Here is an 11,318-nt window from a genome sequence, read left to right as displayed (position 1 = left end):
CACTGCGTACACGTAGGCCGGGCGCAGATTGTTCAACCGAGGAGCCACAAAGGAGCGGGATGATCACGCGAGCGGAGGCCGAGGAGATCGCCGCCGGCTGGGCGCGCCGCGAGACCGAGCGCCGGGGGTACGAGTGCACGCCCATGGTGTCCGAATTCGATCTCGGGTACGTGGTGTGGACGAGCCAGCCCCGATCGGTCCGCCCCCTGCCCGGTGACCATGCCCGGACCGTGATCGACCGCGAGACCGGCGTGTTGTCCACCTTTCCCGGGGTGCCGCCGGCCGTGGTCGCCGCGATGTACCGCGAGCGCCGCCCGATCGTCGCGGCGCAGCGGCGTACCGTCGATCCTCAGGTCGAGTTGCGGCGCAACGCGCGTCGCCTGGCCGCACCGACGACGGCCGCGCACCTCACCGTGGACGGACGGCTCTTCACCGCGCGCGGGGCCAAGGGCGACCAGGCGATCGACCATCATCCGCTGGTCGCGCAGCGGCTCGCCGAGCTGGGCGCGCCCGCGACGGTCCGGGGCGCCGAGCGGCACGCCGAGCTCATCGTCCTGTCCGACGTGCTGCACGAGGCCGGGCGGCTGCGGAAGGGTGACACCTACGAGGCGGCGCGCACCTGGTTGCGCACGGCGGAATTCGGCGCCTTTCTCATCCGCGAACCGGGCGATCCGCTCGCCGGAGCCGAAGCACGGCCGTGCGAGTCCTGCATCACCGTGCTGGTCGACTTCGCGCTGCTGCCGTGGTCGTGCCTGGCCTGGACCGAGCCGTTCCGCCCCTGGTCGGGCAACGTCGCCCAGCCCGGACGCTTCCCCGAGGAGGTCGCCGGGGTGCTGGCCGACGGCGGCTGGCGGCCGGTGCCCTCGACCGTCGCCGAGGCGCTGGCCGACGGCATGATCGACGATGCCCTCGCCGTGCCCGGCGCCCGCCATCGGCTCCGGGCCTTCCCGGCGGCGCGGGCGGCGCTCAGCGACTTCCCCGGGATCTTCTGCGGCGTGCGCGGCCCGGGCGTCCGCCGGCAGGTCCGCTGGCTCAGCCTCGAGCCCGCCGCGGCGGCGCACACCGCCGACGTGCTGGGCGAGTTCGGCGAGGTGCTGGGCGTGGCGCTCTTCCCGCTCGGCGTGGAGGCCAAGGGCGACGCGATCATCGCCATCGACGAGCGGGGCCGGGTGTTCGCGCTGGACCAGGGCGGCGAGTGGTTTCTCGGCGCGACCCTGGACGAGGCGCTGATCAGCCTGCTGACCGGCGACGGCCCCGCCGAGCGCGTCCGCGACGACGGGACGTGGTGAAAAGCCGACGGGACGTGGTGAAAGACGACGACGGGACGTGGTGAAAGACGACGACGGGACGTGGTGAAAGACGACGGGACGGGGTGAAAGATCAGCCGATCAGGGGGAATCGGGAGTCGGCGACGTCCGGCTGCGAACGGCCCGTCGCCTTGCGGAGGGCCTCCAGCGGCGTCCAGTGCGCGGGCAGCCCCGCCGGCCCGGCCAGGCCGGCCAGGGTCGCGACCGCGATGCCCACGGCGTCGTCGGCCGGTGCGGGCGCGCCGGGCAGCTCGGCCACGAGATCGAGATGGTGGATGACGGCCTCGGTGACAAGCGTCGCGAGGAAGTCGGGCACGGCCAGCACATGCCCCTGCGTGGCGACAAAAGCGGCGAATTCCGCCGTACGGGCGGCATGCGCGGCGGCCGGCGCGGTGTCGGACCACAGCTCGACAATGCCGCCGGGGCGCTGGAAGGCGGCGGCGGTGCGCCGGATCCAGTGGACGTTGGGCCCGAGCTCCTCCGAGCCGCCGGGAAAGCCGCGCCAGTAGGAGACGAAGTCCACGTCCGGCGGGCCGGCGGCGGGCGTGTGCAGGGCGACAAGAGCCCGCTGCGCGTCACCCTGCACGTGGAGCAGCAGGTCGGCGACGGTCCACCCCCGACAGCCCGACGGCAGCAGCAGATCACGGTCGCTCAGACCGGTGACGACCGCGGTCACCCCGGTGTAAGCGGACTCGAGCGCAGCGGCCACATCCGGCCCGGGAGGAAGGCTCACCGCCGCATCGAAGCACGGACCCGCCCGGCGGCACCGGGCGGGTCCGAGTGCCTCAGTCGAACAGCTGGTTGAGGAAGCTCTTCCGGTGCCGGTAGTGCCCGTGGTGACCCCGCTGCCGGTAGTGCCCGTGGTAGCCGCCGTGAGCCGCCGGCGGGTAGGCGGGCTGCCCGTAACCGGGCTGACCGTAAGCCGGCTGGCCGTAGGCGGGCGGCGGCGGAGACGCGTAACCGCCACCGTGCGGGGGCGGGGGCGGCGGCGCGTAAGCCCCCGGGGCTCCGGGAGCCTGGGCCGGGCGCGGCGGGGCAGCAGCCTGCGCCTGGCGGTTGAAGGTGGCCTCGGCGTCGAACAGTTTCTCCAGCTCGCCGCGGTCGAGGAAGATGCCCCGGCACTCGGTGCACTGGTCGATCGTGACACCACTGCGCTCGTAGACCCGCATCTCGCCGTGACACTTGGGACAGGTCATCTGCATCTCACAAACGGTACAAGGCTGTGTCACTCCGTGGTGCGTCCACAGCTGTGTATTGCCTGAGGGCCGGGGCCCAGACGAGCAACGCCAGCGGGTAGAGCAGGTAGCCGAAGCGTGTGGTCGGCATGAGCAGGATCGCGGCCAGCAGCCCGTACCCGCTGAAGAGGGCCGCGGCGGCAGCCGTGCGCGGCGGACGGCGCAGGAGCAGCACCGCGATCGCCAGGGCCACCGCGACCAGCAGGCCGATCGCGACATAGCGCCCGCCCGGGGCCTGTGAGATCAGATAGCCGGGGAACGGCGACTGCGCCGGGCTGGTGACGACCCCGTGGCCGAGCGGGAAGCGGAACACGTTCTCGACGAAGGCGCCGGCGTCCACCGCGAACACCGGCAGCAGCGTCAGGACGGGCAGGCCGAGCGCGCCGGGCAGGAACCGCCGCACATTCCCGGTACGCCACGCGAGCACCACCAGCACGGCCAGCACCGGAAAGGCGAAGAGCTTGAGCGCGGCGGCCGCCCCGACGGCCAGCCCCGCGGCGGCGTACCTGCCGGTGGCGCAGCAGGCGAGAGCGAGCAGGCAGAGCGCGAGCACCGGCAGGTCGTCACCGCCCGTGGCCAGGGTCAGCGCGCAGATCGGCAGCACGGTCGCGAACTGCAACGCGCGGACGTGCGGTCCCAGCAGACGCAGCGCCGCGATCAGCGCACCCGCCGTGACCAGCGCGAACCACACCCGCGCGTCGGTCACCCACGACGCCCCGAACCAGGCCCGCGGCAGACCGAAAATCCCCATGCCCGGCTGGTACGGCGCATAGCCGAGCAACTGCTCCCCGGACGGCAGCGCGGCGATCGCGTCGCGGCTCAGGTACGGCGTCCCGGTGTGCGCCAGCCGCTCGCCCATGTGCTCGGCGACCAGCACCTCCTCCTGCGCCCGATCGGTGCGCCCGCCGGAGCGTTGCACCGCCTGCACGACCAGAGGGAGCAGCGCGCTGCCACCCCACACCAGCCAGGTCAACGCCGGCCGGAAGGCGGGCCGCCGCAGCACCAGCTGGACGACTACGACGACGAAGGCGACCAGGTACGCCCAGAAGGCCACGGCTCCCCAGGCGCGGTGCGGCAGCAGCGTCGACGTCAGGGCGGTGACGAGGGCGAAGGCCGCGGACACGGCGTAGAGGGCGGCGTCGGCGGCGAGCCCGCCGGCGGCCTGGTCGATGCGCGCCGGGAGCCTCACACAGGCAAGTGTGGCAGGCCGGCTCAGGCCGGCGACGCGCCGGGAGTCTGACGAGGCGGGCGGCGACGCGGGAGACGGACGACGGAACCGGCCGTGTGCAGCGGCGTGGCCAGCACGCCGGGCTGGCCGCCGGACCCGCGTTGCAACGTGGCGAGCAGGCGCGGGGCCCGCATGGGCCGGGCGAAGAGGTGGCCCTGACCGGCGACGCAGCCGAGCTCCCACAGCGCGTGCCGCTGCGGCTCGCTCTCGACCCCCTCGGCGACGACCGCCAGGTGCAGGCTGCGGGCCAGGTCGACGGTCGACCGGATGACCGCGGCGGCCTCGGACGAGGTCTCGACGCCGGCGACGAACTCGCGGTCGATCTTCAGCTGGTGCACCGGGATGCGCGACAGCAGCGACAGCGACGAGTGCCCGCTGCCGAAGTCGTCGAGCGCCAGCCGCACGCCGGCCTCCCGCAGCTCCCGCAGGGCCCGGGCCACCACGTCGAGCTGGCTCAGCGTGAGGGTCTCGGCCAGTTCCAGGACCAACCGATCCGCCGGTACGGCGTACGACCGCAACCGGTCGAGCACGGCGCCCGGGAACGTCGGGTCGAGCAGGCTGCGCGGCGACACGTTGACGGCCACGGGCAGGTCGAAGCCGGCGTCCCGCCACGACGCGGCGGCCGTCAGCGCCTGCTCCAGCACGGCGTCGGCGAACGCGGGCAGCTGACCCGACCGCTCGACCGTCTCGAGGAACTGCATCGGCGTCAGGTTGCCGTGCTCGGGGTGGTGCCAGCGGGCCAGCGCCTCGGCCGCGAGCACCTCGCCGGTGCCCAGGTCCACCATCGGCTGGAAGTCCACCACGAACTCGTGCTCCGCCACCGCCCGCGGCAGCTCCCCGCCGAGCATCAGGCGCCCGACGTCGGCCGTGTCGTGCGCGTGCGCGTAGGTGGCGGTGCCGCGGCCGCCGCGCTTCGCCTGGTACATGGCCACGTCGGCGCGGCGCATGAGCTCCTGCACGCCGCCGCTGCCGGGCGCGAGCGCGATGCCCCCGGCGGCCTCGACGTTGAGCTGCATGCCGTCGACGACGATCGGCGGCTCCAGGGCGGTCAGCATGGTGGCGGCCCGGTGGCTGGCGACGGCCGGCGTGGGCAGGCCGGTGAGCAGCACCGCGAACTCGTCGCCGCCGAGCCGGGCGACCAGGTCACCGGGCTGGGCGACCTCCTCGAGCCGGTGGGCGACCTCCCGGAGGACGACGTCGCCGGCGGCGTGCCCGAGCGTGTCGTTGACCTCCTTGAAGTGGTTGAGGTCGATCAGGAGCATGGCCAGCATGCCGTCGGCCTCGCGGTCGGCGAAGCACCGGCCGGCGTGCTCGAGCAGCTCGCGCCTGTTCGCCAGGCCGGTCAGCGGGTCGTGGGCGGCGGCGTAGGCGTTCTCGGCGCTCACGGCGCGCAGCTGGGCGTACGCCCGCGCGTTGCCGATGGCCGTGGACAGTGACGCCGCCAGGGTCTGCAGCTTGTAGCGTTCCGACTCGTCGAGCCCGACCGCCTTGCGGAAGCGCAGCCGCAGCACACCGATCGGGGTGCTGTCGGGCGCCTCCAGCACCTCCTCGATGGACACGCCGTCCCGGGGCGGTGCCTCCGAGCGCGGGCCCTCGTAGCTGAGCCGGTCGGAGGCTCCGCGGACCAGCCGGGGCGGGGTCACGTCGTGCAGCTCGATCTCCGCCTCGTCGGCCGAGAAGAGCTCGGGCGTACGCGTCACCGCCGCGTGCAGCACCACGGTCAGCTCGGTCGCGTTGAGCTGCACGGCGGTGCCCGCGAGCCGTTGCCAGGCCTGGTGCTCGACGCGCTGGCGGACCTTGTTCTTCGTCGCGAACTGCACCGCGAGGACGGTGGGCACCATGGCGACGATCAGCAGCTCCGCGTAACCCACCACGAGGATGACCAACAGCGCCAGGGCCAGGTTGGTCGCGCGCAGGACCACGGTGACGTCGAAGTTGCGCAGCAGCGTCTGCCGCCACGGCATGCGGGTGGCGAGCGACACCACGCGGCTGCCGACGGGGTCGTCGATCGCGGCGAAGGCGACCGCGGCCAGCAGCAGCCCGGGCACGAGCACGGACAGCGGGGGGATGTCGACGACGAGAGTGGCCGGAGGCCGGATGCCGGCGAGCGTGGCGGCGCCGACGGCGGCGCTGGTCGCGACGATCTCCCGGCTCACGTTGAAGGTGAACTTCAACGGGTCACGGATGCCGGAGAAGCCGGCGAGGACGCCCAGCGCGGTGCAGATGAGCACCCACGGGGCGGGGAGCATGGCCACCGCGACGAGGATGGCCCCGGAGGTCACGTTGTGCCCGCGCTTGTCGGAGCGGATGCGCAACCAGATCAGCGGGGTCGTCGCCACGGCGATGATGACGGTGCACGCGGCCGGGAGGAAGAGCCGGCCGGCGGGCAGGCCGGGCGCGTGGGACACAGCCCAGACCAGGCAGCCGACGGCCGCACACGCGACGAGGCCGACATACAACCGGAGTTGCCTGTCGGCCTTCGCGTCGTTCATCTCGCGCGCCCCATGAGCCCATGGTCGCGCGTTGCCCGTACGGGCTGTCAATCCCTGCCGAGCTTTCTGTGACGGCCGGGAGGTGTCGGTCTCAGCCCCAGACGAAGTCACGCATCTCGCACCTCCTTCTCGTGAATGGCGCCGGCTGCCGTTTCCGGCGGGTGCCCGATGCAAATCTTGTGGAGATCGGCTTCCCTTTCCCGCTCAACAGGCTAGGAAAGGATCGGCGCGGTGCCAACAATGATTTGTCGCTCGTTTCACGAAATGCGAGTCTTGTCTGCTTCGTGCCCATAAGTAACGGTGTCGCAACGCTCCGCTACTGAATTACTCCGCGCCGGGGTCGCCGGGCTTTCCGGCAGGTAAACGACGCGGGTGCGAACTGGAATCCAGGTGCCCGGACACGATGCAATGTAAGCCCGGAGACGGGGGAACACCGCATTCAAAAAGCGCGCTATGGACCAATTCACTGCGTACATCGGATTGTGCTCGGGAAATGGTCACAGAAAGAGAGCGCTTAAACACAAACGGTTGCGGTTCCGGCGCGCCGAAAACCAAGACCATCTTGCGGCTCGATAAGCTGTCAGCGTGACAGACGCGCAAAAACTGACACATGTCGACGCCGCCGGCGCAGCGCACATGGTCGATGTGTCCGGTAAGGACGTCAGCGCCCGGCGCGCGGTCGCGGCGGGCCGGCTCGACACCACCGCCGAGGTCGTGGCGCTCCTGCGCGGCGAGGGCGTGCCCAAGGGCGACGCTCTGGCCGTCGCCCGGCTCGCGGGGATCATGGGCGCCAAGCGCACCCCGGAGATCATCCCGCTGTGCCACCCGATCGGGCTCCACGGCGTCTCGGTCGACCTCACGATCACCGACACCGGGGTCGACATCGTCGCGACGACGAAGACGGCCGACCGCACCGGCGTCGAGATGGAGGCGCTGACCGCGGTGGCGACCGCCGGCCTCGCGCTCGTCGACATGGTCAAGGCCATCGACCCGGCCGCCAGCATCGAGGCCGTCCGGGTGCTGCGCAAGGAGGGCGGCAAGACCGGTCTGTGGGAGCGCCCGTGATGCGCGCCCGCGTGATCGTCGCCTCCAACCGGGCCGCCGCGGGGGTCTACGAGGACACCAGCGGCCCCCGGCTCGTCGCCGGCCTGCGCGAGCTCGGCTGTGAGGTCGACCCCGGCCCGGTCGTGGTGCCGGACGGCGAGCCGGTGGCCGAGGCGCTGCGCGCGGCCGTGGCGGAGGGCTTCGACGTGGTGCTGACCAGCGGCGGCACCGGCGTCACGCCGACCGACCGCACCCCCGAGGCCACCCGGCCGCTGCTCGACTTCGAGATTCCGGGGATTGCCGAGGCCGTCCGCGCGTACAGCCGGGACAAGGTGCCGTCGGCCGCCCTCTCCCGGGGTCTCGCCGGGGTCGCCGGCCGCACGCTGATCGTCAACCTGCCCGGGTCGACCGGCGGGGCGAAGGACGGGCTGGCGGTGCTGAAGCCCCTCCTGGCCCACACGGTGGAGCAGATCCACGGCGGCGACCATAGGCTTGAGCAGTGAGCGCACAGAACATCCCGGTCGACTGGGACAAGGCCCAAGCCCTGGCCTTCGAGGCCGGCCGCGCCGCCGCCGGACCGGTCGAGACCGTGCCGCTGGCGGGAGCCGACGGCCGCACGCTCGCCGAGCCGCTCGTCGCCCTGACCGACCTCCCCGCCTTCCCCACCTCGAGCATCGACGGGTGGGCGGTGCGCGGCCCGGCGCCGTGGCGCCCCGTCGGGCGGGTGCTGGCCGGCGGCGTTCCCGAGCCGCTCACCGAGGAGGGCACCTGCGTCGAGATCGCCACCGGCGCGATGGTGCCCGCGGGTGCGGCCGCCCTGGTGCGCGTCGAGGAGTCGACTCGGGACGCCGCCGGCCTGGTCAGCGGGAAGCCCCGGCCGCAGCCCGAGTGGCGGCTGCCCGGCGACGAAGCGGCCCGGGGCGAGGAGCTGCTTCCGGCCGGGACCCCGGTCGACCCCGCGGTGCTGGGGCTGGCCGCGACGTGCGGTTACGACGCGATTCCCGTACGCCCGCGGCCACGCGCCGCCCTCCTGGTCTTCGGCGACGAGCTGCTCACCAGCGGCCCGCCCGGCGCCGGACGGGTGCGCGACTCCCTGACCCCCCTGGTGCCGGCCTGGCTGCGGCGCGAGGGAGCCACTGTGGACGCCGGCGCCGTGCATGGGCCGGTGCAGGACACGCTCGACGCGCACGTGGCGGCGATCGAGCAGGGGCTGGCCGTCGCCGACGTGGTGTGCACGACCGGCGGCACCATGCACGGGCCGGTCGACCATCTCCACCCGGCGCTCGCCCGGCTCGGCGCGGAATACGTCGTCAACACCGTCGCCGTGCGCCCCGGCTTCCCGATGCTGCTGGCGCGGGTGCCGGGCCCCGACGGCCGGCCGCGCTTCCTCGCCGGTCTGCCGGGCAACCCCCAGTCCGCCGTGATCGCGCTGGTCTCGCTCGTGGCGCCGCTGCTCGCCGGGCTGTCCGGCCGTTCCCTGCCGACGCTGCGCCGGGTCGAGGTGACCGCCCCGGTGCCCGGTCGCGGCGCCTACACCCACCTCGCCCTCGCCGCGCTCGACGACGCCGGGCGCGCCACCCCGGTCGGTCACGTCGCGTCGTCGATGCTGCGCGGGCTGGCCCGGGCGGACGGCTTCGTCGTCGTCCGGCCCGACGCGCAGGCCGCCGCCGGTGAGACGACCGGCTTCCTGCCCCTCCCGCTGTTCCCCGGAGAGCGCTCATGACCGACACCGTCCGCATCGCCGAGGTCGGGGACGTGGCCCTCGACCTCGCCGCCCACGAGAAGGCGGTGGCCGACCCGCGCGCCGGCGCCGTCGTCTCCTTCCAGGGCGTCGTCCGCGACCACGATCACGGCCGCGGCGTCACCGAGCTGGAATATGAGGGGCATCCCACGGCCGCCGCGGTCCTGCGCGAGGTCGCGGAGGAGATCGCCGCCGACCCCGACGTGTACGCCGTCGCGGTCTCGCACCGGGTCGGCGCCCTGCGGATCGGGGACGTCGCCCTGGTCGCCGCCGTGAGCACGGCCCACCGGGCGGCGGCGTTCGCGGCGTGCGCCCGGCTCGTCGACGAGGCGAAGGCGCGGCTGCCGATCTGGAAGCGCCAGGTCTTCACCGACGGCACCGACGAGTGGGTCAACTGCCCCTGAGCGGTGGTCTCCGCCACGGCAGCAGATTGATCAGCAGGACCAGACTCAGCGCGTACGAGTTCCGGGCGACCTGCCCCGGCACGCTCCACATCGGAGCCAGCACGAAGAGCAGGAACAACGTCCCCGCCGACCAGGCCGCGACACTGGCGGCGGGGCGCGGGTGACGGGCGGCCAGATCGCAGAGCACCAGCATCGCGGGCAGCACCCACACCAGCTCGTGCGTGCCGCTCACCGGTCCTGTGGCCGCCGCGATCAACCCGACCAGCGTGAAGGCGGCCAGCTCGTCGCCGTCCGCGTGGGCCGCCCGGGCCCGGATCATCCCGACCGCGATGATCACCAGCGCGAACGACAACCACAGCAGCACCGGAGTGGTGCTGGAGGCGTAGACGCGGGCGAGGACGCCGGCGAGGGACTGGTTGCCGACCCACTCCACCGGCCCGGTGCGGTCGATGCGCCACAGCACGTCGCTCGCCCACGCCATGGTCGCGTGCGGCATCACGGCCGCGGCGAGCAGTCCGGCGCCGAGCGCGGTGGCGACGGCGGTGAGGGCGGCCCGATGCCGCCGGGTGAGCAGCAGGTAGCCAAGGAAGAACACCGAGCTCACCGACAACGCCGTGGCCAGGCCGATGCCCACGCCGGCCCAGCGTCTCGTCCGGGCCGAGTGGTGCAGGGCCACCAGGTCGGCGCTGATCAGGCCGTACACGAGCAGGTCGAGCGTGCCCAGGCCGAGCACGGCGCGGATCGGCTCGAGGGTGAGGCCCAGGGCGCCCACGGCGAGGACCACCGGCCACGGGCGCCGGCCGTGCCGCCGGGCGATCGGACCCGCCTGGCTGATGAGTGCGAGGGCCAGGGCGGCGACTCCGGCCAGGGCCAGCAGCCAGCCGGCGACGGGGAGGGGCAGGACGGCGGCGGGCGCCGTGAGCAGGGCGGCCGGCGGGGTCAGGTCGGTGCCGAGCTGACTTCCGGGGGCCCGGTAGGCGTAGAGCCCGTCGAGCCCGGTCAGCAGGGCGCCGCGGGTCACCGCCAGCGTGCTGAAGCCGTACCTCAGGGCGATGGTGGCAATCGCGGCCAGGATCCCGGCGCAGGCCAGGGTGACCACGACGGACCGGCCGATCGCCGGGTGTGCCGGGGTCCGCGTCGCGGGCATGCCCGACCTCCGACGGCTCGTTTGTCCAGGTCTACTGCCTGGTTAAACGCCGTGGGGGTCGTTTGGTGATCTACAAAAAAGATCAGCCGGTGCGCTGACCCGTTCTGACGGCCGGGCTTTCACGCCCGGCCGTCGTCTTCGTCGCCGGCTCGCCTGCCGTTTGTCAGCCGGGGAGCTTGCGGGCCGCGGCGGCCGAGCGGGCGGCGATCCGGGCCTCGCGCCGGGCCGTGCGCACCGCCCGCCGCGCGGACTGCTGCGAACGCTCGAGCGCGTGGCTGGTCCGGTAGCGCAGGTTGGGCCGGCCCTCGGTGTCGGCGGCCGCGAGCAGCAGCCCGCCGAGCAGACCCAGGTTCTTGAAGAAGTGGGTCTCCTGCTGACGCCGCTCGTCCTTGGGCGCCGACCAGAACGGGTGCCCGGCGACCGTGGTCGGGATGAGGCCCGCCGCCAGCACCGCCGCGGCCGGCCGGGTCAGGTGGCCCGTGGCGAGCAGCGCGCCGGCCACCACGTCGGCGCCGGCCTTGAGGCGGGTGAGCGAGCGCGCGTCACTGGGCAGGCGCGGGTCGACGCGCTCGATCAGGGGAGCGGCCCGGTCGGTGACCCGCTTGGCGGCGGGGACACGGGAGTCGGGGTCGATGGCGACACGAACTCCGTTGATCACGAAGATCGCGCCGAGCATGGCGCGGGCGGCGGCGCGTACGGGCTTCATGAAGTCGTTATACC

11 protein-coding genes are annotated in these 11,318 nt (G+C 73.5%); 5 read left to right on the top strand and 6 right to left on the bottom strand.

From position 1 onward, the window contains the following. The first annotated feature begins 59 nt into the window (after positions 1–59). Positions 60–1,289 carry an SUKH-3 domain-containing protein gene (locus RAN62_RS31415; RefSeq protein ID WP_305788446.1) on the top strand — a complete coding sequence of 410 codons (1,230 nt, stop codon included), beginning with the start codon at positions 60–62 and terminating at the stop codon, positions 1,287–1,289. Between the two features lie 91 nt (positions 1,290–1,380). Here RAN62_RS31415 and RAN62_RS31410 read toward each other — a convergent pair whose 3' ends face one another. From RAN62_RS31410 to RAN62_RS31395, 4 genes are read right to left on the bottom strand one after another with little or no spacing between them, the layout of a single operon-like run. Further along, positions 1,381–2,040: a maleylpyruvate isomerase N-terminal domain-containing protein gene (locus RAN62_RS31410; protein ID WP_305788445.1), complete on the bottom strand. Its 660-nt coding sequence runs from the start codon at positions 2,038–2,040 to the stop codon at positions 1,381–1,383. A gap of 52 nt (positions 2,041–2,092) precedes the next feature. Then, on the bottom strand, positions 2,093–2,509 hold the full coding sequence (locus RAN62_RS31405; protein ID WP_305788444.1) for a TFIIB-type zinc ribbon-containing protein: 417 nt from the start codon (positions 2,507–2,509) through the stop codon (positions 2,093–2,095). A 1-nt stretch (position 2,510) separates the two neighbouring features. Continuing rightward, entirely contained in the window at positions 2,511–3,731 is a 1,221-nt protein-coding gene (locus tag RAN62_RS31400; RefSeq protein ID WP_305788443.1) for a glycosyltransferase 87 family protein, read from the bottom strand. Between the two features lie 23 nt (positions 3,732–3,754). Beyond that, on the bottom strand, positions 3,755–6,262 hold the full coding sequence (locus RAN62_RS31395; RefSeq protein ID WP_305788442.1) for a putative bifunctional diguanylate cyclase/phosphodiesterase: 2,508 nt from the start codon (positions 6,260–6,262) through the stop codon (positions 3,755–3,757). A 585-nt stretch (positions 6,263–6,847) separates the two neighbouring features. On the opposite strand from RAN62_RS31395, the gene moaC reads away from it, so the two are divergent. Genes moaC through RAN62_RS31375 form a run of 4 tightly spaced genes read left to right on the top strand, consistent with a single transcriptional unit; the run spans position 6,848 to position 9,451 of the window. Further along, positions 6,848–7,327 carry a cyclic pyranopterin monophosphate synthase MoaC gene (moaC, locus tag RAN62_RS31390; protein ID WP_305788441.1) on the top strand — a complete coding sequence of 160 codons (480 nt, stop codon included), beginning with the start codon at positions 6,848–6,850 and terminating at the stop codon, positions 7,325–7,327. Then, positions 7,324–7,809: a MogA/MoaB family molybdenum cofactor biosynthesis protein gene (locus tag RAN62_RS31385; RefSeq protein ID WP_305788440.1), complete on the top strand. Its 486-nt coding sequence runs from the start codon at positions 7,324–7,326 to the stop codon at positions 7,807–7,809. The genes moaC and RAN62_RS31385 overlap by 4 nt, the downstream gene beginning before the upstream one ends. Continuing rightward, complete coding sequence (locus RAN62_RS31380) at positions 7,806–9,029, top strand: molybdopterin molybdotransferase MoeA (RefSeq protein ID WP_305788439.1); 1,224 nt, start codon at positions 7,806–7,808, stop codon at positions 9,027–9,029. Before RAN62_RS31385 ends, RAN62_RS31380 begins: the two co-directional genes overlap by 4 nt. Continuing rightward, on the top strand, positions 9,026–9,451 hold the full coding sequence (locus RAN62_RS31375; RefSeq protein ID WP_305788438.1) for a molybdenum cofactor biosynthesis protein MoaE: 426 nt from the start codon (positions 9,026–9,028) through the stop codon (positions 9,449–9,451). The genes RAN62_RS31380 and RAN62_RS31375 overlap by 4 nt, the downstream gene beginning before the upstream one ends. On the opposite strand, the gene RAN62_RS31370 is transcribed toward RAN62_RS31375, so the two are convergent. Further along, positions 9,438–10,598, bottom strand: coding sequence for a glycosyltransferase 87 family protein (locus RAN62_RS31370; protein ID WP_305788437.1), 1,161 nt, complete (start codon positions 10,596–10,598; stop codon positions 9,438–9,440). The two genes, RAN62_RS31375 and RAN62_RS31370, sit on opposite strands and share 14 nt — an antisense overlap. A 163-nt stretch (positions 10,599–10,761) precedes the next feature. Further along, positions 10,762–11,304 carry a DoxX family protein gene (locus RAN62_RS31365; protein ID WP_305788436.1) on the bottom strand — a complete coding sequence of 181 codons (543 nt, stop codon included), beginning with the start codon at positions 11,302–11,304 and terminating at the stop codon, positions 10,762–10,764. Positions 11,305–11,318 lie beyond the last annotated feature (14 nt).

It is taken from the genome of Symbioplanes lichenis, assembly GCF_030709675.1.
Taxonomy (GTDB): domain Bacteria; phylum Actinomycetota; class Actinomycetes; order Mycobacteriales; family Micromonosporaceae; genus Actinoplanes; species Actinoplanes lichenis.
The sequence above is the reverse complement of the archived record's forward strand: the minus strand, read 5'-3'. Positions and strand labels throughout refer to the sequence as shown.